The organism is Tenacibaculum gallaicum (assembly GCF_003387615.1).
Classification (GTDB): Bacteria; Bacteroidota; Bacteroidia; order Flavobacteriales; family Flavobacteriaceae; genus Polaribacter; species Polaribacter gallaicus.
Genome location: NZ_QUNS01000004.1, coordinates 97319 through 119799 on the forward strand (window position 1 = coordinate 97319; position 22481 = coordinate 119799).

Annotated in this window: 21 protein-coding genes; 9 read left to right on the forward strand and 12 right to left on the reverse strand. The window is 31.3% G+C overall.

The annotated features are described in order from the left end of the window. Nucleotides 1-28 precede the first annotated feature (28 nt). Complete coding sequence (locus C7448_RS09215; RefSeq protein WP_115901091.1) at nt 29-1249, forward strand: Nramp family divalent metal transporter; 1221 nt, start codon at nt 29-31, stop codon at nt 1247-1249. 38 nt (nt 1250-1287) lie between these two features. Beyond that, nucleotides 1288-2157, forward strand: coding sequence for a lipoyl synthase (lipA, locus tag C7448_RS09220; protein WP_115901092.1), 870 nt, complete (start codon nt 1288-1290; stop codon nt 2155-2157). 236 nt (nt 2158-2393) lie between these two features. Here the strand turns inward: lipA and C7448_RS09225 are convergent, their stop codons facing one another. Together C7448_RS09225 and C7448_RS09230 are read right to left on the reverse strand one after the other, a co-directional pair. Continuing rightward, nucleotides 2394-3752 carry a pyridoxal-phosphate dependent enzyme gene (locus C7448_RS09225; RefSeq protein WP_115901093.1) on the reverse strand — a complete coding sequence of 453 codons (1359 nt, stop codon included), beginning with the start codon at nt 3750-3752 and terminating at the stop codon, nt 2394-2396. 23 nt (nt 3753-3775) lie between these two features. Further along, nucleotides 3776-5011 carry an ABC transporter permease gene (locus C7448_RS09230; protein WP_115901094.1) on the reverse strand — a complete coding sequence of 412 codons (1236 nt, stop codon included), beginning with the start codon at nt 5009-5011 and terminating at the stop codon, nt 3776-3778. A 137-nt stretch (nt 5012-5148) separates the two neighbouring features. On the opposite strand from C7448_RS09230, the gene C7448_RS09235 reads away from it, so the two are divergent. Beyond that, entirely contained in the window at nt 5149-6405 is a 1257-nt protein-coding gene (locus tag C7448_RS09235) for an exo-beta-N-acetylmuramidase NamZ family protein (protein WP_115901095.1), read from the forward strand. 25 nt (nt 6406-6430) lie between these two features. Next, nucleotides 6431-6736, forward strand: coding sequence for a DUF2834 domain-containing protein (locus tag C7448_RS09240; RefSeq protein WP_115901096.1), 306 nt, complete (start codon nt 6431-6433; stop codon nt 6734-6736). A 309-nt stretch (nt 6737-7045) separates the two neighbouring features. On the opposite strand, the gene C7448_RS09245 is transcribed toward C7448_RS09240, so the two are convergent. Continuing rightward, nucleotides 7046-8041, reverse strand: coding sequence for a PLP-dependent cysteine synthase family protein (locus tag C7448_RS09245; RefSeq protein WP_115901097.1), 996 nt, complete (start codon nt 8039-8041; stop codon nt 7046-7048). A gap of 114 nt (nt 8042-8155) precedes the next feature. Then, a complete protein-coding gene (locus C7448_RS09250; protein WP_170137029.1) occupies nt 8156-10318 on the reverse strand; it encodes a S9 family peptidase in 2163 nt (720 codons plus the stop codon). Nucleotides 10319-10392: 74 nt separating this feature from the next. Between C7448_RS09250 and C7448_RS09255 the strand changes: the two genes are divergently transcribed. From C7448_RS09255 to C7448_RS09265, 3 genes are read left to right on the forward strand one after another with little or no spacing between them, the layout of a single operon-like run. Further along, complete coding sequence (locus C7448_RS09255; RefSeq protein WP_115901098.1) at nt 10393-10716, forward strand: YbaB/EbfC family nucleoid-associated protein; 324 nt, start codon at nt 10393-10395, stop codon at nt 10714-10716. A 6-nt stretch (nt 10717-10722) separates the two neighbouring features. Continuing rightward, a complete protein-coding gene (locus C7448_RS09260; RefSeq protein ID WP_245939460.1) occupies nt 10723-11016 on the forward strand; it encodes a DUF2752 domain-containing protein in 294 nt (97 codons plus the stop codon). Between the two features lie 15 nt (nt 11017-11031). Continuing rightward, nucleotides 11032-11349, forward strand: coding sequence for a CCC motif membrane protein (locus C7448_RS09265; RefSeq protein ID WP_115901099.1), 318 nt, complete (start codon nt 11032-11034; stop codon nt 11347-11349). 39 nt (nt 11350-11388) lie between these two features. On the opposite strand, the gene C7448_RS09270 is transcribed toward C7448_RS09265, so the two are convergent. The 6 genes from C7448_RS09270 to C7448_RS09295 are packed head-to-tail and all read right to left on the reverse strand — an operon-like array spanning nt 11389 to nt 17514. Further along, entirely contained in the window at nt 11389-12720 is a 1332-nt protein-coding gene (locus tag C7448_RS09270; RefSeq protein ID WP_115901264.1) for a DUF58 domain-containing protein, read from the reverse strand. 2 nt (nt 12721-12722) lie between these two features. Then, entirely contained in the window at nt 12723-13727 is a 1005-nt protein-coding gene (locus tag C7448_RS09275) for an AAA family ATPase (RefSeq protein ID WP_115901265.1), read from the reverse strand. A gap of 1 nt (nt 13728) precedes the next feature. After that, nucleotides 13729-14964, reverse strand: a complete 1236-nt coding sequence (locus C7448_RS09280) for a DUF4350 domain-containing protein (protein WP_115901100.1) — start codon at nt 14962-14964, stop codon at nt 13729-13731. Between the two features lies 1 nt (nt 14965). Further along, the gene (locus C7448_RS09285; protein WP_115901101.1) at nt 14966-15700 is read right to left on the reverse strand and encodes a DUF4129 domain-containing protein; all 735 of its coding nucleotides are present in this window, start codon (nt 15698-15700) and stop codon (nt 14966-14968) included. Nucleotides 15701-15704: 4 nt separating this feature from the next. After that, entirely contained in the window at nt 15705-16556 is an 852-nt protein-coding gene (locus C7448_RS09290; protein ID WP_115901102.1) for a hypothetical protein, read from the reverse strand. After that, complete coding sequence (locus tag C7448_RS09295) at nt 16549-17514, reverse strand: stage II sporulation protein M (protein WP_115901103.1); 966 nt, start codon at nt 17512-17514, stop codon at nt 16549-16551. The genes C7448_RS09290 and C7448_RS09295 overlap by 8 nt, the downstream gene beginning before the upstream one ends. A 119-nt stretch (nt 17515-17633) precedes the next feature. Between C7448_RS09295 and C7448_RS09300 the strand changes: the two genes are divergently transcribed. Next, entirely contained in the window at nt 17634-18350 is a 717-nt protein-coding gene (locus tag C7448_RS09300; protein WP_115901104.1) for an RDD family protein, read from the forward strand. Between the two features lie 256 nt (nt 18351-18606). Here the strand turns inward: C7448_RS09300 and C7448_RS09305 are convergent, their stop codons facing one another. Both C7448_RS09305 and C7448_RS09310 read right to left on the reverse strand, forming a co-directional pair. Next, nucleotides 18607-20973, reverse strand: a complete 2367-nt coding sequence (locus tag C7448_RS09305; protein ID WP_115901105.1) for an outer membrane beta-barrel family protein — start codon at nt 20971-20973, stop codon at nt 18607-18609. Nucleotides 20974-21352: 379 nt separating this feature from the next. Continuing rightward, nucleotides 21353-21661 carry a hypothetical protein gene (locus tag C7448_RS09310; RefSeq protein WP_115901106.1) on the reverse strand — a complete coding sequence of 103 codons (309 nt, stop codon included), beginning with the start codon at nt 21659-21661 and terminating at the stop codon, nt 21353-21355. A 205-nt stretch (nt 21662-21866) separates the two neighbouring features. Between C7448_RS09310 and C7448_RS09315 the strand changes: the two genes are divergently transcribed. Continuing rightward, nucleotides 21867-22469: a class I SAM-dependent methyltransferase gene (locus C7448_RS09315; protein ID WP_115901107.1), complete on the forward strand. Its 603-nt coding sequence runs from the start codon at nt 21867-21869 to the stop codon at nt 22467-22469. Nucleotides 22470-22481: the final 12 nt, after the last annotated feature.

Below are 22481 nucleotides of genomic sequence, written 5' to 3' on the forward strand. Positions count from 1 at the left end.
TATAGTAAACTAAAATCCTCTCCAATCAATGAAAAAGTCTCTTTTAAACTTATTGGGTCCTGGAATTTTATTTGCTGGAGCTGCCATAGGTGTTTCTCATTTAGTACAATCAACCAGAGCTGGTGCCGATTTTGGATTTGGTTTGCTTTGGGCATTACTCTTAGTACATATTATTAAATACCCATTCTTTCAGTTTGGGCCTAGATATGCAGCTGCAACAGGTGAAACGTTGTTAGATGGATATAAAAAATTAGGAAAAGGAGTTTTAATAAGCTACTTTATCTTAAATATCGCTACCATGTTTACCATTCAAGCAGCTGTTACCATTGTTACAGCTAGTTTGGCTTCAAACCTTTTTGGTATTTCTTTTGATTTAGTTACTTGGTCTGTACTAATTATGTTCGTTAGTATTGTACTCTTAGGCATAGGAAAATACAAGTTTTTAGACGACCTAATGAAGTACATTATTGCTATTTTAACCATTAGTACTATAGTAGCAGTAAACATTGCTTTATTTAAAACCAATAAAGGTTTTAGTTTTCAACAAATAATACCTAGCGGAACTGCTCAAGTAACATTTTTAATTGCTTTTTTAGGATGGATGCCTGCACCGTTAGATATTTCTATTTGGCATTCTTTATGGTCGGTAGAAAAAGACAAAGTTACTTTTGAAAAAATAAAACCTAAACAAGCTATTTTTGATTTTAACTTTGGCTATATAGGAGCTTTATTTTTAGGAGTATGCTTCGTTATGTTAGGAGCATTGGTTATGTATCAATCAGGAGAATCTTTCTCTAGTAAAGGAATCACTTTTGCCTCTCAACTCATCAACTTATATACTAAAAACTTAGGAGAATTTTCTTCTGTTTTTATTGGAGTAGCAGCTTTTGCAACTATGTTTAGTACTACTATTACAACTTTAGATGCTTCTCCAAGAGCCATGGAAAAATCTTCTTTTTTACTTTTCCCTAAAAAAATAAAATTAGGTTATTGGTTTTGGTTAATACTGCTAACGCTTGGAACCTCAGTTATTTTGTACTATTTTTTAAGTGATATGATTTTTCTTGTACGAATAGCCACAGTATTATCTTTTCTAACAGCTCCTTTTTATGCAATCCTAAACTATATTTTAATCACTGGTAAGTATACACCCAAAAAACACAGACCAGGTATAGGTTTACGTATTTTAAGTCTTGTAGGTATTGTTTTTTTGTTTGGATTTAGTATTTGGTTTTTACTTAGTTTATAAATCTTTTCTTTGTAAATTTGCAGTTCAATTTTTATGGAATGGCAAACGAAACTGTAGCAACACCAGAAAGAACGAAAAAACCAAAATGGTTGCGTGTAAAATTACCTGTAGGAAAGAAATACACAGAACTAAGAGGGCTTGTTGATAAATATAAACTAAACACCATTTGTACCAGTGGAAGTTGTCCTAACATGGGAGAGTGCTGGGGAGAGGGTACAGCTACCTTTATGATTTTAGGGAATACCTGTACACGTTCTTGTGGATTTTGTGGTGTTAAGACTGGACGTCCTGATACTGTAGAATGGGATGAACCTGAAAAAGTGGCTCGTTCAATAAAAATAATGGATATTAAGCACGCGGTAATTACTTCGGTTGACCGTGATGATTTAAAAGATGGAGGTTCTATTATTTGGTCTGAAACGGTACAAGCTATCCGTAGAGCTAATCCAAATACTACTTTAGAAACTTTAATTCCAGATTTTCAAGGAAACGAAAAGTTAATAGACCGTATTATTGAAGTAGCTCCTGAAGTAGTTTCTCACAATATGGAAACTGTGCGTCGTTTAACTCGTGAAGTTCGTATTCAAGCGAAATATGATCGTAGTTTAGGTGTTTTAAAATACCTAAAAGATAGCGGAATGCGTACCAAATCTGGAATTATGCTTGGTTTAGGTGAAACAGAAGACGAAGTAATACAAACCATGAAAGACTTACGCGGTGTTGGATTAGATGTTATAACCATTGGTCAATATTTACAGCCTAGTAAAAAACACTTACCTGTTAAGGAATTCATAACACCTGACCAGTTCAAGAAATACGAAACATTAGGGTTAGAAATGGGCTTTATGTACGTGGAAAGCGGTGCTTTAGTACGTTCATCATATAAAGCACATAAACACGCTAGCTAACATTAAATTAAAGAATTATTAACTTTTTAACGCTTTAACGTTAAAAAAATGTCAAATAATTAAAAGTTAAATAAAGTACAGCTTTTTATTTATAATTTTGGCACAGATATTGGAAACAACAATACCGTAAGCAAGTAACATTGTTTTCATTGTGTAAATTATTTGAATTAGTTGATTAACAAAGAAGCCCGCTCAATTGAGCGGGCTTCCTGTTTTTTTATTTATTATAGAACTACTTAAATAGCTCTGATAATATCATACTTAGTAATTATATGGTGTTTTCCGTTTTCTAAATCAACTAACACAGCTTGATTTTCTTTGTTAATTAACTTCGACACTTCGTCTATAGAAGCTGATTTTTTAACTATTGGGTATCCTTTACCCATTATATCTTTAATAGGCTTTTCTGCTATATTTTTATCTTCTAAGTAACTATGTAATAATGCTGATTCATCTACAGAACCTACAAAACCATTTACATCTCTTACCGGGATTTGTGATATTTTAAATGCACGCATTCTTTCAATAGCATGCGACACTAATTCTTCTGTTTGAACAGTTACTAATGGTTTATCTATATGATCTTTAGTTAAATCTTCTGCAGTCGTAATTTTTTCATCTAAGAAACCTCTATCACGCATCCAATCATCGTTAAACATTTTTCCTACATAACGACTTCCATGATCATGGAATAATACTACCACTACATCATCTGGTTTAAACTCATCTTTTAACTGTAACAATCCTTTAATGGCTGATCCTGCTGAGTTTCCAACAAAAATACCTTCTTCTTTCGCTATTTTACGTGTGTAAATAGCAGCATCTTTATCGGTTACTTTCGTAAATCCATCAATTAAAGAGAAATCAACATTCTTTGGTAAAATATCTTCTCCAATTCCTTCTGTAATATATGGGTAGATTTCATTCTCATCAAAAACACCAGTTTCGTGATACTTTTTAAAAACCGAACCATACGTATCAACTCCCCAAATTTTAATATTTGGATTCTTTTCTTTTAAAAACTTCGCAGTCCCAGAAACTGTTCCACCGGTTCCTACTCCAACTACAAAGTGCGTGATTTTACCATCTGTTTGTTCCCAAATCTCTGGTCCTGTTTGCTCATAATGCGCTTGTGCATTTGATGGATTGTCATATTGATTTACATACCAAGAGTTTGGTGTTTCTTCACCTAAACGCTTAGATACAGAATAATATGAACGAGGATCGTCTGGCTCTACATTTGTAGGGCAAACAACTACCTCTGCTCCTACTGCGCGTAGAATATCCATTTTCTCTTTAGATTGTTTATCTGAAATTACAAAAATACACTTGTACCCTTTTACAATAGCCGCTAATGCTAATCCCATTCCTGTATTTCCTGAAGTACCTTCAATAATAGTACCGCCTGGTTTTAAACGACCATCTACTTCGGCATCTTCAATCATTTTAAGTGCCATACGGTCTTTTACAGAGTTTCCTGGATTAAATGTTTCTACTTTAGCCAATACTAAAGCATCTACTTCTTTTGTTACTGAGTTTAATTGAACTAAAGGTGTGTTACCAATAGTTTCTAATATATTTTTTGCGTACTTCATATCTTAAATAATGTTATGCAAAACTAAGCAAATCGAATGGATTTTGAAGGTCGGATTTTTGTGATGATGTATGAAGGAACAATTAGCATTAAAAAACACAAGGCTAACGTACCTATATTCAACAATAGAATTGCTAAGAAATTAATATCTACAGGCATTGTTGATACATAGTAAGTTTCAGGATCCAAACTTATTAACTTCGTATACTTCTGAATTAAAAGAATACTAAGCCCAATAAGGTTTCCCCAGAACAATCCTTTTAAAATTAAGTAAGAAGCATTGTATAAAAATATTTTTCGGATACTCCAATTTACACTTCCTAATGCTTTTAAAATACCAACCATTTGTACACGCTCTAAAATAAGTACTAACAAGGCTGTTACCATATTTATTCCTGCAACTAATACCATGATTCCGATAATAAACCACACATTATTGTCTAGTAGTTTTAACCACTCAAAAATAGCTGGGTAATTACTTACAATTGTAATACTATTTAAGGTTGCGCCAATGCTTGTATACACTTCATCTCCTTTTTCTTTGAGTTTATTATAATCATCAATCAATACCTCAAAACCTCCTACCTCGTTGTCTTGCCAACGGTTAATTTTTTGTACTTCTCTTAAATCCCCTAACAGCATAATCTTATCAAACTGTTCAAAACCTGTGTTGTATATGCCTACAATAATTGGTTTTCTAGATTTGAACTTTAAACTACTATTTTCTGCTCCAAACCAAGTTTGAATTGTATCGTTGAGCTTAAAATGTAATCGGTTTGCTATAGATTCAGAAATTAGAATTTCTCGGTTTCTATCCTGAGTAAAATCTGGTATACGACCTTCAACTAAACACTCGTTAAAAAATGTAAAATCGTAATCACTCGAAACGCCTTTAAAAATAATTCCTTCAAAATCAGTTGGAGTTCTAATGATTCCCCCCACATTGGCAAAAGGTTGCACTTTTTTTATGCCGTCAATATTTTTAAATTCTGGATAAAACTCTTGGTTAATATCAATCGGAACCGTAGAAACATCCGAATTGTTATTATCATAATTTACAATCTGAATATGCCCTTTAAAGCCTGTCATTTTATCACGCACCTTATTCTGAAATCCTGAGGTAATTGACACCGCAATTAACATAATAGCTACCCCCAAAGCAATAGCAATGGTAGCAATGGTAATAATAGGTGATGAAATACTGCTTTTATACTGTTTTCCAGCAATGATTCGTTTTGCTATGAATAGTTCGAAATTCAAATGGTTGTATTTTTTACAAAACCAAAAGTAACTAATTCTTGTGTAAAGAAAGAGAAGAATACCTAGGTTTTAATTCTTTAACTTTTTTTATTCTTAAAAAATAGAAATCTGTACCTTTATCTTTTAATTTTTTATAGATGAAGCTTTCTTTTAATTCCATTTTTTTACTTTTTTTAGTATTCAGTTTTCAATTTTATTCTTGTGCACAACAACAAAAAAAATCTACCACTAAAGAAGCTATAAAACAAGAAGAATCAAAAACTATTAAAACAGGTGCTGATAGAACCGACCAATACCTTTCACTGTTAAAAAATAAAAACATAGCCATTGTTGCTAATCAAACTTCAGCTTTACAAGTTTTACAAAGAGCGGAAGTTGCACCAAATGTAATGGAATCTAAGCAAATTACACATCATTTAGTGGATTACCTCCATAATTACGAAGGAATTAACGTACAAAAAGTTTTTGCTCCTGAGCATGGTTTTAGAGGAAAAGCGGATGCTGGTGAAGCCATAGCGGATGGAAAAGACGTAAAAACAGGGATTCCTATTATTTCTTTGTATGGAAAAAACAAAAAACCTTCACCAGAACAATTGAATGGAATTGATGTTGTTGTTTTTGATATTCAAGATGTAGGAGCGCGTTTTTACACCTATATCTCTACCTTACATTATGTAATGGAGGCCTGTGCAGAGGCAAATATTCCTGTGATTTTATTAGATAGACCCAATCCTAACGGACATTATATTGACGGACCTGTTTTAGAATTGGAACACAAAAGTTTTGTAGGAATGCACCCTGTACCTGTCGTATATGGAATGACCATTGGTGAATACGGACAAATGATAAATGGAGAAAAATGGTTAGCAAATGGTGTTCAGTGTGACTTAACCGTAATTCCGTTAGAAAATTATACGCATCAATCAACCTATAGTTTACCAATAAAACCATCGCCTAATTTACCGAACGATATTTCGATTAACTTATACCCTAGTTTGTGCTTTTTTGAAGGAACAAACGTATCTGCTGGAAGAGGAACTAACAAACAATTTCAAGTGTATGGCTCACCTTTTTTAGAAAAAAGCAGTTTTAATTTTACTCCAAAATCCAATGAAGGTGCAAAACATCCAAAACATAAAGAAAAGATGTGCTTTGGAGAGGATTTAAGCGCTTCTGAAAGCTTGGTCAACCTGAACCTTAGTTGGTTGTTAAAAGCTTATCAACAATCTCCTAAAAAAGAATTTTTCAATTCCTTTTTCACCAAACTTGCAGGAACTAAAAAATTACAACAACAAATTGAACAGGGACTTTCGGAAGAGGAAATTAAAGAAAGTTGGCAACAAGGTTTAAACGACTTTAAAAAAGTGCGTGAACAGTATTTGTTGTATGAGTAATGAAACACTGTAATTTATTGTTTTTATGAAAATAAAAAATATATACTTTTTACTTTTTATAGTAGGTGTGGTTGTTCCATACTATGAATTTATTAGTTTTATTTTTGAAAATGGATTTGATTTCAAGCTGCTTTTAGATCAATTGATTGCAACTCGAATAAGTAGGTTTTTTGCTTACGATATAATAATTTCAGCTATCGTTTTATTAGTTTTTATTTTAAATGAAAAAACTGGTGTTAAAAACTACTGGATTCCAATTTTGGCTACTTTTACTATAGGTATTTCTGCTGGATTACCTTTATTTCTCTATCAACGTGAATTAAAAAAATAGTTTCTTTAAATTTAAAGTATCTTTCTCCCTTCTTCTACAAAAGGCTATGCATTTTTTTCATAACACTTAATCCCCCTATTCCATTGACAAATAAAAAAAATCAGCCTATTTATACCTCACTAATAAACCTTATTCACATAACAAGAACCACAGCCTGATAAACGTTATTCCATTTTTTTAATTTCCTCTTCCTTATACACCAATTGCCTGTATTCAATTCCCCAGTTTGCTAGATTGTCAATTAAAAGAGAGGAAAATGAAACAATTCACTTTAAATATTCCTGAAGACAACGATAACAAATAAGAGTTTTATAAAAAACCTTGTTCTTTCATCCAGTTATTCGAATAAATTTTATTCATATAACGAGAACCATGATCTGGTAAAATTACCACCACCACACTATTATCATCAAAAAATCCGTTATCTGCATATTGTTGTGTAGCTTGTAGGGCTGCTCCTGATGTATATCCAGCGAAAATTCCTTCTGCTTTTACTAATTCTCTAGCTTTTAAAGCCGCCTCTTTATCTGATACTTTTTCGTACACATCTACTACATCAAAATCAGTAGAGGTTGGAATTAAGTTTTTACCTAAACCTTCTATTTTATAGGGGCTGATTTCATTTGAATCAAACTCACCTGTTTCATGATACTTTTTAATCACTGAGCCCATCGCATCAACTCCTAAAATTTGAATATCAGGATTTTGTTCTTTTAAATAACGTGCTGTTCCAGAAATCGTTCCTCCTGTCCCGCTTGCTGCAACTACGTGGGTTACTTTTCCGTCGGTTTGTTTCCAAATTTCTGGTCCTGTACTCTTGTAATGTGCTTCAATATTTAATTCATTAAAATACTGATTGATATAAATAGATCCTGGATTTTCTCTGTGCAATCGTTTGGCTACTTCATAATACGAACGAGGGTCATCTGGTGTAACATTCGCAGGACATACATGCACCTCTGCTCCCATCGATTTTAGCATGTCTATTTTATCTTGAGAAGACTTATCGCTTACTGCTAAAATACATTTGTATCCTTTTACAATACTTATCATTGCTAATGAAAAACCTGTATTACCAGAAGTTGTTTCAACAATAATATCTCCTTCTTTTACTATTCCTTTTTGTTCTGCTGTCTCTATGATATGCAATGCAATTCTATCTTTAGCAGAGTGCCCTGGGTTAAATGCTTCAACTTTTGCATAGTATGTACCCGGTAAGTCTTGGGTAATTCGATGCAGTTGAATCATGGGGGTTTGACCTACTAAATCTATTATTGAATTGGTTATACCTTGATGTCTCTCCATTATAGTTTTTAAATAAGAAAAAGTGTCATTACGAAAAACAGACACGAAAAATCTGTTGAGATTGTTCGTTGCTTTCACAATGACACTTACACTCAATCGAGCGCAAAAATATAATTATTTTTTTAACTTACCTTCTAACATTAAAAAGAACGTATATTCTTCTGCAGTTTCTTTTAAAGCATCAAACCTTCCTGAGGCTCCTCCATGACCTGCTTCCATATTTGTATGTAAGAATAGTAGGTTATTATCTGTTTTTACATCGCGTAGTTTCGCAACCCATTTTGCAGGCTCCCAATACTGTACTTGACTATCATGTAAACCTGTGGTTACCAACATGTTTGGGTATGATTTTGCTGCTACTTGATCGTATGGAGAATACGACTTAATGTAATCGTAGTATTCTTTATCGTTCGGGTTACCCCACTCATCATACTCACCTGTTGTTAACGGAATACTATCGTCTAACATCGTAGAAATCACATCAACAAACGGTACTGAAGCAATAATTCCGTTATATAATTCAGGGTTCATATTTACAATTGCTCCCATTAATAAACCTCCTGCTGAGCCTCCCATAGCATATAAATGTTCTGGTGATGTATAACCGCTATCTATTAAATATTTAGAACAATCAATAAAATCGGTAAATGTATTTTTCTTATTCAACATTTTACCATCTTCGTACCACTCACGCCCTAAATATTGACTTCCTCTAATATGTGCTAAAGCGTATACAAATCCACGATCTAATAAGCTTAAACGTGTTGTTGAAAATCCATCACTAATTGTATATCCATAAGAACCATAAGCGTATTGTAATATTGGCGTGTTTTTATCTAGCTTCGTATCTTTATGATGTACGATTGATAAGGCTATTTTTTTACCATCACGTGCAGGCACCCAAATACGCTGGCTTACGTAATTGTTCTTATCAAATTTTCCTCCTAAAACCTCTTGTTCTTTTTTAATTTCTTTTGATTTGTCTTTCATATTGAAATCAATCACCGAACTTGGAGTAGTCATTGAGTTATATGAATAACGAATTACCTCAGTATCAAATTCTGGATTTCCATATACACCTGCTGAATAGGTTTCTTCATCAAAAGGTAAATAATAATCTTCAGTTTCATCCCATCTCTTAATACGGATTTTATTCAACCCTTCGTTTCTTTCTTCTAAAACCAAATAGTCTTTAAAAATTGAGAAATCTTCAAATAACGTATCATCTCTATGTGGAATAACATCTACCCAGTTTTCTTTTCCTGGTTTATCTTCAGGAGTTTTCATCAACTTAAAGTTGGTTGCTCCATCTTTATTAGTTTTAATGTAAAAATGATCTCCGTAGTGTGCCACGTCATATTCCAAATCACGTTCACGAGGTTGAATTACTCGTAATTCTCCATCAGGATTATCCGCTTCTAACACATGGTACTCTGTAGAAACGGTACTATAAGAACCAATTATAATATATTTTTTTGATTTTGATTTAGTTACAAAAGCTCCAAACGTATCATCTTTTTCTTCATACACTAATTCATCTAAAGAAGCATCAGAACCTAAGGTATGTTTATAAATCTTTGATGAGCGTAACGTTACAGGATCTTTTTTAGCATAAAACAACGTTTTATTATCATTTGCCCAAACCGAGCTACCTGTGGTATTTTCAATAATATCTTTATAAATCTTACCCGTTTCTAAATTTTTAATTCTGATAAAATATTGACGACGACTTACAGTATCAGTAGCAAAAGCCACCATTTTGTTATCTGGTGATACACTTAATCCGCCTAACTGAAAATAATCATATCCTTTTGCTTCTTTATTTACATTGAACATAATTTGTTCTTCAGCCTCTAAAGTTTCCTTTTTACGGCTATAAATTGGGTATTGTTGTCCTTTTTCATAACGAGTTATGTAAAAATATCCGTCTTTTTTATACGGTACTGACTCGTCATCTTCTTTAATACGACCTTTCATTTCTTGAAACAACTCCTCTTGAAACTCTTTTGTTTCTTTTGTCATTTCATCATAATAGGCATTTTCAGCATTTAAGTAATCATATACTTTTTGAGTTTGTTCGTCTTTAGCTTCTGTATTTTTTTGAGCATCAGTTAAACGCATCCAAAAATAATCATCAGTACGTATATCTCCGTGTTTCTCTAAGGTAGTTGGTTGCTTTTCAGCAACTGGGGCTTTGATATCTTTATTCATTTCTTGTTTTTTGCAAGAACCAAAAATAAGACTAAAAAACAAAGCCAGTAGCATTATTTTTTTCATTTTTTAAGTTGTTTTATATTTCTTGTGAAAATACTATTTTTGTTGTTAAGTAAATCATAAAAAACTGTACAGCAATGTTCGGAGATATTTCTGGAATGATGGGTAAATTACAAGAAGCCCAACAAAAGGTGGAAGAAACAAAAAAGCGATTAGATACCGTTTTAATAGATGAAGCAATTGCAGATGGAAACGTAAAAGTTACGGTGACTGCTAATCGTGAAGTAAAAGCTATTAGCGTTAATGAATCTTTATTAGAAGATAAAGAAGAATTAGAAGATTACTTAATCTTAGCCCTAAATAAAGCATTGAAACGTGCTGGTGAAATTAATGAGCAAGAATTGGCTGTTGCCGCTAAAAGCGGGATGCCTAACATTCCTGGAATGGATATGTTTAAATAATATCTTATGTTCTTACAACTAGAAGATTATATGTTACCTTGCTTAAACAAACAATTCTTTGGAATCGATTGTTTAGGTTGTGGTATACAGCGCGCTTTAAGTCTAATTTTTCAAGGAGAACTTGTAGCTGCCTTTAAAATGTATCCAGCTATATACACTTTACTACTTTTAGCTTTTATTGTGGGGATTAACTTCTTCTATAAAATGAAATATGCACAAAAAATAATCAGTATATTGGCTATTATTAACATAATTATCATTGTAAGTAGTTATGTTATAAAAATAAATCAATTAATTTAAATTTTAGTAAAAACTATGGAAAAACAATTCAATCCAACTGCTATTTATGTATTATCGATAATCAGTTTTTTATGCTGTTGCTTTGCTGGTTTAGGTATTATATTAGCTGCACCAGCTTTTATAATGGCTAACAACAAACTAAAAGAAGCTGAAGCGAACCCTGAGCAATATAATGCTGCTACAATAAAATCTATAAAAACAGCTAAAACTGTAGCTATGATTGCTTTGATACTAAATGCAATTTATTTATCAATGACTATATATAGAGTCGCTACAACAGATTGGGATGTTCTTATGGAAGAGTACAACAGAGCTTTAGAACAGTATCAATAATAAATAATTATATAAAAAAGCGACCAAATGGTCGCTTTTTTATATCATTCCTTTTGCTTTAAACTCCAGATATTTATTAATTACATTTACGGATAAATGCTGTGGCTTGGTTAAAATAGCATGTACCGCATTTTTCTCTAGTTCTTTTATCATCAAACGTTTTTCGTAGGCGTATTTTTCTGCAATAGTTTTATGATATACGCTTTGCAAGTCCTCTGCATTTTCAGTAATTAACGTATCTAACTCTGTATTTTCAAAGAAAACGGTTACTAATAAATGTTTTTTAGCTATTACTTTTAAATATGGTAATTGTCTTTTTAAAGCTGAAATATGCTCAAAATTGGTATATAAAATCAGTAAACTTCGCTGATTTATTTTCCGTTTAATATTTGCATATAACAACGCAAAATTAGCATCTGAAAAATCGGTTGTAATATTATACAACTCTTCGTTTATGACCGACAGATTTGTTTTCTTATTACTGGCTGCTACTATTTTTTCTACTTTTTTAGAAAACGTCAGCATACCTGCTTTATCATTTTTTAATAAAGCTATGTTTGAAAAGGCTAAGGTTGAATTAATTGCATAGTCTAGTAACTTCAACCCTTCAAAAGGCATTTTCATGACACGACCTAAATCAATAATAGAATAAATAGGTTGGGATTTTTCATCTTGGTATTGATTCACCATCAATTCAGCTCTCTTAGCAGTTGCTTTCCAATTTATGGTACGTACATCATCACCAGGAATGTAGTTTTTAATCTGTTCAAACTCCATAGTATGCCCAATACGTCGGATTTTCTTCATACCAAATTCCGTCAAGTTATTGTGCATTGCCAAAAACTCGTACTTTTTCATCTGTATGTACGACGGGTATACTTTCACACTTTCTTCTGCAGAAAACGAATAACGTTTAGAAAATATCTGTAAAAAAGAAGATACAAACACATTTACTCTTCCAAATTTGTATTCTCCTCTTTCAACAGGTCGGACATTATATGTATAGGTTGATCTCTCTCCTGATTGTAATGACGTTGCATGCTCAAAATCTCTTTTTTGAAATTGCGGTGGTAATTCATCAATCAATGAAATAAAAACTTGAAACGGATAGTTATTTTCTAAGGTTATAGCTATTTCATTATCATCAGAATTTGATAATTTTTCTGATACGATTCTTTTAGCTGAAAATCCGTTTTTAAACCGATATAAAATAAGCACATCAATACACATTGCTATCAAAAATAGCCACACCAACATCCACGTTGCTGCATAAAGTGCAGGAATCCAAAACGACAGTAAGAATAAAGCCGAAACAGTGCTTATATAGATAAAAAAGCGATTGTGTACGTATAACGATTTAAAAAATTGAATCACTACCTTGGAACTTCTACAGATTGTACAATCATTTCAATAACCTTATCGGCTGTCATTCCTTCCATTTCACGTTCAGGAGTTAACATAATTCTATGACGTAATACTGGATAAATACTCTTCTTTACATCTTCAGGAATTACAAAATCGCGTCCGTTAATCGCTGCAAATGCTTTAGACGACATTAACACAGCAATACTTGCTCTTGGTGAACCTCCTAAATACAAATGTGCATTGTTACGTGTATTAGAAATAAGTTGTGCTATGTATTTGATAATTTTTTCCTCTACTAATACCTCAAAAACTTTGCTTCTATATTCTAACAATTCAGCTTCAGTTAATACTGCTTCCACTTGAGTTTGTGGTAAGGCTCCTTTACGCTCGTTATGAGCTGTGATAATTTGTATTTCTTCATCTAAATTTGGATACCCAACATTTATTTTGAATAAGAAACGGTCTAATTGTGCTTCTGGTAAAGCATACGTTCCCTCCTGTTCTATTGGATTTTGAGTTGCTAATACCATAAATGGAGGGCTCATAGTATATTGAGTTCCATCCATAGTAATTTGTTTTTCTTCCATCACCTCAAACAACGCTGCTTGTGTTTTTGCAGGCGCTCTGTTAATCTCATCAATCAATACAATGTTTGAGAAAATAGGCCCTTTTTTAAACTCGAAATCAGATGTTTTCATGTTTAGTACCGAAGTTCCTAATACATCCGAAGGCATTAAATCTGGTGTAAACTGAATTCGGCTAAAATCGGTTGCAATGGTTTTTGCCAATAACTTTGCTGTTACTGTTTTGGCTACTCCTGGAACTCCTTCTATCAATACATGACCATCTGCAAGTAAAGAAACTAACAACAACTCCATAAATTCTTCTTGCCCAACTATTACTTTTCCTAACTGCTCTTTAATTTTAATCACAGCTTCTTTTAATTTCGACAAGTCTACTCTACTTGAAAATAGCTCGTTCGTGTTTTCTGTTGGATTGTTTTCTGTTTGCATCCTACTCTTTTTTATATGCTTTAAAATTTTCAATAGCTTTATTTAGGGCTACTAAATCTTCTTCGGTTATACTTGATTTTATTTGTATTTGCTGTATAGTTTTAAATAAAGCAACTACTTTTTCTTCTGAATTACCACTTCGGTTAGCAAGGTTCTTATAAAATCGCTCGTCTATTTTTAAGGTTGACAATCTGTATTTGATTCTAATATATTCTAAAAAATAATTGATTTTATGTTCTACTATATTTTTATGATCAGACTTTTCGTAATACATATTGGCTATGGTGCGTGTAAAAGCCAGTGTTTGATTTTTTAATGGTGTAATTACAGGAATTAATCGCTGATTACGTTTTCCTTTAAAAATGATAAAAAACAATACGCCTATCAACGCTATGTAATATGCCCATTTTAACGATTGGGTTGATAAAATATAATGCATTGGAGAAGTAATTCTACTTTTTCCCGTCTTATAATAGGTATCCCATAAAATAGCCTTGCTACTGTTAGAACCAACTCCTTCTTCTTCTTTATTCGGGCTATTTAGATACGACAATACATTAGCTACATACTCATAATTATTATCCAACAACATGTTATAATTGGTAAAAGCTTGCGGAAAAGTGTGTAAATAAAAATTTCCTTCCCCGTGTTTTACTTTGATAAAATTTGGCTTTTTACTGATGATGGAATCTTTTTCATTTCGTATTACTAACTCACCTAAAATAGTTGTGTTGAGCGTATCTACTTCTGAAAAATATAGTTTTGAAAAATCTCTATCAAAATGATACTCTTTTCCTCCAAAAATAGGATTATTCATTTTTTGGTACGCTTTTTCCTCAAACGCGGAAGTAGTTAAATAACTTGTCTTTGTTTGCAATGTATCTAAATAAATTCCATTAGTTGCAATAAACACATCATTTCCTCTATCTGCAAACTCTAAAAGCTCATTCAACTCATCTTTCTCAAAACTTACTTTATTATCAAGAAAAAAATAGGTTCCGTTATTCTTATCATCTTTTAAATATACATACGGATTTTGATATACATCTTTTACTTCTCTTTTTGGAAATAAGCTCGACATTTCTTTATGCAATACATACGTACCATACGGAATTTTATGTTTTGCAGCATAACTTGGATACCAATTGATTTCTTTAGACTTTACAGACTCGACATAAAAAATCCCGAGCACTATAAGCACTAATAAACCAATGTATATTTTAAGTTTTTTATCCAAATTAATAAATTTTAGCTAGTGTATTTTTAAAATTACTCTCTGCTTGTATGAATTTTTCTTCATCTATTGAAAACTCACCATACCACACATAATCGTATAAATAAGTTAGCTTTTTAAAATCGCTATACAATTGTTTTTTAGATGCTAGTTCTTTTATATAATCTTCGTTTGTTTTTTCTTGTTGCCAAGAAATAAACTCTTTATCTGACAAACTTTTCAACAATAGCAAGTAGTAATAACGTATAGCTAATTGATAATTTCTTACAGAAATTGCTTCTTGAATTAACTTTGGTAAGTCTTTGTCTTTAATTAACTCTTCTTCCTCCGATAAGTGCACAATAGGTTTAGCCTTTTTACCATCAATAATATTGCGTGCATTTACTTTTAAAAAGAATTTTATAATAAAAAATAATACTAAGCCTGCAATTACATAAGGTAAAATCTTTAAAACAACACGTAAGAACCCCACTGCTGGGGTGATATCATCAAAAATATAAGAGAGTATTTTTATGACGGTTCGTTTTAACCAATCCCATACTTTTTCTAAAATAGTAGGTTCTCTTTTTTCTACGATGTATATAAATTCATCTTTTTGCTTGTACTCCTCTATTTTTTGAGCATCAAACTTTTTTTGTTCAATAATAGTATCATCATATCGAACCTCTGTTTTTTCTTCCTGAGAAAAAACAGTGATTGAACAAATAAAAAACGCTATGTAAAAAAGAAACTGCTTCAAAAGATTATTGTCCTATACTATCAATTCTTTCAATGGTTCCTGTAAGGTTTTTTCTTTCATTAATATCGAAATATAAAAGTACGTTGGTTATTAAAGTAATTGAATAAAATAGTAGTTGACCTGCTATTGAAATAACATTTAAAATTAAATAAATAGGATCGCTAAAAAAACCAAAAATCTGTGCTGGATCATCACTTCCCGAACCTATTCCCATACTTATTAATTGGTATATGGTTGCTGGTATTTGAAATACATAACCAAGGATACTTACTAGAATAGAAACAACGAAAACCACACCAAAAGTTTCCCAAAAATATCCACTTATAAAGTTGAAACATTTCCCTACTGCTCCAGACGCTGTTTCGTTTTCAAATACTAAAATTGAAGCTCCTAAAGATAATGCTGGCCAAGTATAAAATACAGGTAATACACATAGCATTGCACTAGCAAATAATAGTAACCCTGCTAAAATACCGAAGCCTGTAAACGACCAAAACTTAGCTTTTGTGTTGGTTATAACATCTTCTTTCCTAACTACCCCCTTATTATCTATATACGATTTAATATAATACATACCTGCCAAGTTTATAAAAACAATAGCTACTAAATAAGCTATCATCATAATAAACACAGCTCCTACCATACCAGCAACTGCACTTGTATCTTGACTCATTATTGAAGAAATAGACATCATGTAATAAATCATAGAAGCCACCGCTATAACAATTGGTATTGCAGCTACTTTTAATATCGTTAAAAAGAATTGTTTTCCTTCTAATCGTATAAACTTAAAAGCATCTGAAATGATACTTCCTAAGTCTCTTTCTTTTTTAAACTCTACGTATTCTTTATGCATGGGTTTGTTGATTTTTATAAACTTTAATTGGGTAAATAACGTAATAAAATATAATGAGTGCTAACGAAGTAGCTATAATTAAGATTGCTAACCAATCGGGCATTTCTGTATGACGGGTTACAAACCCTTCTAAAAAACCTGCAACAATAAAAAACGGAATGGTACTAACCATTATTTTTAATCCATCTTTCATACTTCTTTTAAACGATTCTAATCGTGAGTAGGTTTTAGGAAATAGTAATCCGTTACCTAATACCAAACCTGCACAGCCTGCTATAACAATTACTGATATCTCTATAGTTCCGTGAATCCAAATAGTTCTTGACGATTCCCAAAACAATCCTTTTTCATAAAAAAAATACAAAAAAGAGCCTAACATTATTCCGTTTTGCATCATAATGTATAAGGTTCCTACCGAAAACAGCATTCCTAATACAAAGGCATACATGGCAACTTTTATATTATTTACAGTAATTCCAATAAACATGTCTACTTCATTAGCTTTTTTATAAACAGCCATTGGGTCACCGTTTTCAATATTCTCTAGGGTCATGTTTACATAACCATCACCTAAAATCAAACGGACAAAATCAATATCGGTTGCTGCTGAAAAAGCACCACAAATAGAAAAAAAAGCAAATACTAAAAATGCAATCAATAATTGTTTTTGATGGTTATAAAACATCAAAGGAAATTCTGTTTTAAAAAAACTAACAAACCTATTTTTACTTTCTTTTTTAGTTTTATATATTTTTTGATGTGCTGCGGATGCTATCGAATTCAAGTATATCACCGTATTTCCGTTAGGGTAAAAGGTTTTGGCGTAACTCAAATCATCAGTTAACTCCACATATAAATCAGATAGTTTATCTGGTGAAATAACTGTTTTATTATACAGCGCATCTTCAAAAAGCTGCCACTTTTCTTTATTTTTATTTACAAAAGCGGCTTCTCTCATGTATTAAAAAAATTAAAGCATATTTGTTGAGAAATTTCTCTAATCATAGATTATTTTTATCTTCGCTAAACTAAAAAAAGTTGCATAAATATCAACAAAAAAAAGCGAAAAACTAATTAATGGATAAATTTCAAATAGAAACAGCCCAAAACATTGCTATCAGTCAAAATGTAGCTCATGTTACCACTCGTATTGGTTCATATTTAATTGATGCGTTATTTATTCTTGGGTATTACATTATCATTGCCATTATAATAGGAATGTTAGACGTTCCTATGAGTATGGAATATATGAGCCTATTTGTTTTGTTAGGACTTCCTGTATTCTTTTATAGCTTACTTTTTGAAGTTTTAATGAATGGACAAACGCCTGGTAAATACTTTAATCAAATAAGAGTGGTTAAATTAGATGGTTCTAAACCCACTTTTGGAAGTTATTTAATTAGATGGTTGTTACGTTTTGTTGATTTCACTTTAGCTAGTGGTTCTGTTGCCGTTCTTACGATTTTACTAAACGGAAAAGGACAACGTTTAGGAGATATTGCAGCAGGAACGACTGTTATATCTGAAAAGAAAAGAATTACTTTAAAAGATACTATTGCTAGCGATGTGGTCGATAATTACACCCCTACCTATTCACAAGTAACACTATTAAGTGATAATGATATTCATACCATTACAAGAGTATATAAAGATGCTATGAAAAAAAGAAATCATAAAGTAATTTTAAAACTACATACAAAAGTTATTGAGTTAACAGGAATTACTACCGAGCAAAAGCCTGCTCAATTTATAGATACTGTGATTAAAGATTATCATTACTACGCGAGGCAGTAGTTTTTAATACTTAGAGATATATGAATCTAGAAAACAAAAAAGCTATTAAGGAAATTTTTATCCTTCTCATTGGCACAATTGTAATTGTATATTTTTTATTTAAAAATTTTGTTTGGAAATAAAATCTACTTTAACACATAATATCCTTTAATTTACTGAAAACAAACACCGTGATAAAAAACAAAGAATGCCGCTCTAAAAAGATGGCATTCTTTGTTTTTTTATGGAACTCTAACTAGTAATTTAACTTAGAAAATCATAGTCTTTTTTGTTCATCCGTTTTATTTCTATTTTCCTTTACTAAGTTTCCTCCTAAGTGGTAAAGTAAGGTTATACCAAACCTTCTTGAATCTGGTTTATTGTTATAGTAATAATCTATAATATCACTTTGAGAATAAGCTTCATAATGATTGGTATTAAATATATCACTTATAGTCAATTGGGCTACTAGTTTTTTATTTAGGAATGTTTTTTTTATTCCAAAATCTACATAACCTGTTGCTTTTGTACTGTACAAACCAAGTAATTCTGATGAAAACCAGTGTGTAGAAAGATTTATTTTATAGTCTTTTGGCAAGGAAATATCTTGTTGTAATGTAAACGCCGTAGCCCACTTTGATAGTTGTTTTTCTCCTGAAACTTGTGAAATAGGATAAGTAGTATAACTTATGTCTGAAAAGAAAAGTAAATTCCAAAACGAATATAATTTAAATGGGGTTGACACTGTAAAATCAAAACGTTCTCGATTACCAAAGTTATCGCTTTGACTTTTAATAGTAGTACCATTATCATCTACTAAAAGTCTTCGATTTATAAAATTATCACTTTGGTTATACGTTGCAGAAAAAACATATTTATTTTTTAGGCTATATGTAAACGAATATACCCAAGCCAATTCAGGTACTAAATTAGGGTTTCCTGAATAATAGAAGTACTGATCCCTATACCATCGTACTGGATTTAAATCGGTGTAAGATGGACGATTGATACGTCTATTAAGCGAAAAATCTATTTTATTGTCTTTATTTAAAATTTGCCCTATTGAAAAAGAGGGAAACAGCTTTGTATATTGCCATTGATTTGTTTCATTTTCTTTTACCGTATACCCTTCTGCTCTGGTATATTCTACACGAAGTCCAGCATCTATTGTTGTTTTATTTATTTCTTTTGATCCAGTTATATATGCTGCTGCTATCTGTTCATTATATTTATAGTGATTACTTAATGCTGGTACTTTTTCATAAGTCCCCTCTTCTAACGATTCAAATTTGTATTGATTATCGTTTTTAACCTTAGCATATTTAACTCCTGTTTTAATAGCATACTTCTTAAAAGGCAAATTAGCATCAATTTGTGTTGAAAGAATATCTACATTCCCTGGTTGATGTGACTTAAGTACGTTGGTATCTAATTTATTTTGATTTGCATCGTAATTATCTGTTATTAACACTCCATCTGAATAATTACGATAGGATGTATAATTGGCATCTGCTGTTATTTTTTTTCCAAGAGAATCTATAACAAACCTGTAATGCACACTCCCCGCATCGTAATGATAAGGTTCAATTATTTTATTATCGGTTAATGTATAAGATTGTAATTCATTTAAGTTATTGAGTTTATTAACTGTAGAATAATTTTGTTTTTTAAAGTCATCTAAGTAGCCATGATAGTTAATACTTAAACTATGTTTAGGTAAAAACTGCCATTCAGCTCCAAATCGCCAAGTATAATATTTTATTTTATAATTACTTTCATTTTTACGACTAAGCCACAGAGATTCTCCATCTTCATTAATGGTATTTCCACTCTCATTTTTAGTAAATCTATGAGGGGTATTATAATCAAAAGAACCATATAAATTTACTTTTTTTGTACGTAAACTTGCCGAAATATTTTCGTTTGTCATCCAATATTTTCCTTTTGAAATAGTAGTTCGTAAATTGACTGCATAACCTTTTTTGAGTTTTTTTTCGAGAACAATATTAATTATACCTGTATTACCTGCTGCATCAAACTCGGCTGTTGGTGATGTTATCAATTCTATCTTTTTAAGGTCTTCAGCACTCATTCCTATTAATAAATTTGACAATTGACCTCCAGACAAATAGGTCATTTTACCATCTATCATAATATTTACCCCAGACGCCCCTCTAAATAAAATAGCATCGTTTTGTGCTACACTTACCCCTGGTAATTTTTTTAACATATCAAGAGCAGATTGCCCTGTTGTAAGAGTGGATTTTTTTAGGTTAAATGTTAATTTACCTTTACCAGCTTCAATAAGTGGTTTTTTAAAATTAACCACTACTTCGTCTAATGCATTAGCATCTTCTTTTAAGGTTATATTTATCTTTTTTTCATCAGTTACTTTTTTTTCTCTCGTAATCATTCCTACAAAAGAAAACACCAAAACAGCTCCCTTAGTCGTTTTTATTGAATATTTCCCATCTAAATTGGTAACTGTTCCTTTATTACTTCCCTTTACAAAAACTGTTGTACCTGGTAATGCTTGATTGGTAACATCACTAACGGTTCCTTTTACTTCAATCTCTTGTGAAAAAACAAACCATGGGAAAAGAACTAAAAAGTAACGTACAAGTATTTTTATATAATTTTTCATTATTTAATTTATTTTTTGGTTAGATAGATTTACTACCTGTAATCATTCTGCATATTTAGTTTCTGTTTTCACACAAATACCTAAATATTAAGTATTACTTAAGAATGAATTCTTTTTGGTTTTATAAGTTCTAGAAGTTTTTTATTACAATTAGTTGAATAAAATATTCTTCAACTCCTTTTTAAAAAGTTGTAATTATTTTCAAAAAATTAAACGTGGAAATGTTTTTTCTTTACACATAGCCTTTTTATATGCTCTAAATATTCAGACACATATTACAATTCAAAGTTTTTAACTTTTGATTACGCTATCGTTAAAAGAAACTAGAACAACTTATAAAAAACCAAGATGATATTTAACTTTGGTTTTCTCTAAAAAATTATAATAAGAAAGGAGGAGGTCTGGAGAAAAACTGATACAAGGCAAAGTTACTTGTAGCAATAAACTTGTAGTTTTTAATAATTGATTTTTGAACTATAATTTCAAACCTATCAATAATTAAATTTTGGATATTAGGAGTAAGCGCAGGAGTTAAATCATGTGTTATGCTATGGTCACACATAGTACAATGTACTGCATGATCCATATCATCCGTATGCATCAATACATGAATTCCTGTCATTTTCACTGAAAGAAAAAGCACAAGGAATAAATAGGTTACACTATTCTTTAACCATCCTTTTTTCATTACTTACAAACCTACTAAAATTAACTTAAAAAAGGTGTTAATTTCACACTTGCTTTCGCTAAAAACAAATACCTCAATCAAGTTAAAAACATATAAATAAACTTTTTACTTCTATAAAGGGTAAAGTATAATAGAATGTTTTATTTTTTAATTTAACCATTGTAATACTTCAGTATATTTGTTTATCGCAGAAAAAAAATATAAAATGTGGAAAGAGCATTATAGTAAAATAAAAGAAGAAAAACATCCCCCAGCTTATACATTGCGTAAAGCTTTGGAGTTTATAGCTCCCCAAGATAATATAACAGAAAAGATGGCTGTTGACTTGGGCTGTGGTAATGGTGTAGATACATTTGCTTTATTAGAAAATGGTTTTTCTGTATTTGCCATAGATAGCAACTCTAACTCATTGCTTCATTTACAACAAAATTTAGCTCCTGAACATTTAAAACTATTAAAATTTAATAACGTTTCTTTTGAGGATTTAGAAAAGCTTCCTTCTGCTTATTTGGTTAATGCCTCTTTTTCACTTCCTTTTTGTCATCCGAATCAATTTGATAAGTTATGGTCGAATATTATCGAATGTATATCCCCTGAAGGGATTTTTTGTGGACATTTTTTTGGACCACTAGATTCTTGGAGCTCTAATTCTGATATGACTTTTCACAATATACAAGATGTAAAAAACTTATTTGATAAATTTGAGTTCCTTTATTTTAATGAAGTTTCTAAAAAAGGAAAAACATTATCTGGAAAAGAAAAGTTTTGGCATGTTTTTCATATTGTGGCAAAAAGAAACACCTTTTAAAATAACAAACTA

Coding starts and splice junctions, on each gene's coding strand:
- C7448_RS09215 (WP_115901091.1), top strand. CDS start 29: ATGAAAAAGTCTCTTTTAAACTTATTGGGTCCTGGAATTTTATTTGCT.
- lipA (WP_115901092.1), top strand. CDS start 1,288: ATGGCAAACGAAACTGTAGCAACACCAGAAAGAACGAAAAAACCAAAA.
- C7448_RS09225 (WP_115901093.1), bottom strand. CDS start 3,752: ATGAAGTACGCAAAAAATATATTAGAAACTATTGGTAACACACCTTTA.
- C7448_RS09235 (WP_115901095.1), top strand. CDS start 5,149: ATGAAGCTTTCTTTTAATTCCATTTTTTTACTTTTTTTAGTATTCAGT.
- C7448_RS09240 (WP_115901096.1), top strand. CDS start 6,431: ATGAAAATAAAAAATATATACTTTTTACTTTTTATAGTAGGTGTGGTT.
- C7448_RS09245 (WP_115901097.1), bottom strand. CDS start 8,041: ATGGAGAGACATCAAGGTATAACCAATTCAATAATAGATTTAGTAGGT.
- C7448_RS09250 (WP_170137029.1), bottom strand. CDS start 10,318: ATGAAAAAAATAATGCTACTGGCTTTGTTTTTTAGTCTTATTTTTGGT.
- C7448_RS09255 (WP_115901098.1), top strand. CDS start 10,393: ATGTTCGGAGATATTTCTGGAATGATGGGTAAATTACAAGAAGCCCAA.
- C7448_RS09260 (WP_245939460.1), top strand. CDS start 10,723: ATGTTCTTACAACTAGAAGATTATATGTTACCTTGCTTAAACAAACAA.
- C7448_RS09265 (WP_115901099.1), top strand. CDS start 11,032: ATGGAAAAACAATTCAATCCAACTGCTATTTATGTATTATCGATAATC.
- C7448_RS09275 (WP_115901265.1), bottom strand. CDS start 13,727: ATGCAAACAGAAAACAATCCAACAGAAAACACGAACGAGCTATTTTCA.
- C7448_RS09290 (WP_115901102.1), bottom strand. CDS start 16,556: ATGCATAAAGAATACGTAGAGTTTAAAAAAGAAAGAGACTTAGGAAGT.
- C7448_RS09295 (WP_115901103.1), bottom strand. CDS start 17,514: ATGAGAGAAGCCGCTTTTGTAAATAAAAATAAAGAAAAGTGGCAGCTT.
- C7448_RS09300 (WP_115901104.1), top strand. CDS start 17,634: ATGGATAAATTTCAAATAGAAACAGCCCAAAACATTGCTATCAGTCAA.
- C7448_RS09305 (WP_115901105.1), bottom strand. CDS start 20,973: ATGAAAAATTATATAAAAATACTTGTACGTTACTTTTTAGTTCTTTTC.
- C7448_RS09310 (WP_115901106.1), bottom strand. CDS start 21,661: ATGAAAAAAGGATGGTTAAAGAATAGTGTAACCTATTTATTCCTTGTG.
- C7448_RS09315 (WP_115901107.1), top strand. CDS start 21,867: ATGTGGAAAGAGCATTATAGTAAAATAAAAGAAGAAAAACATCCCCCA.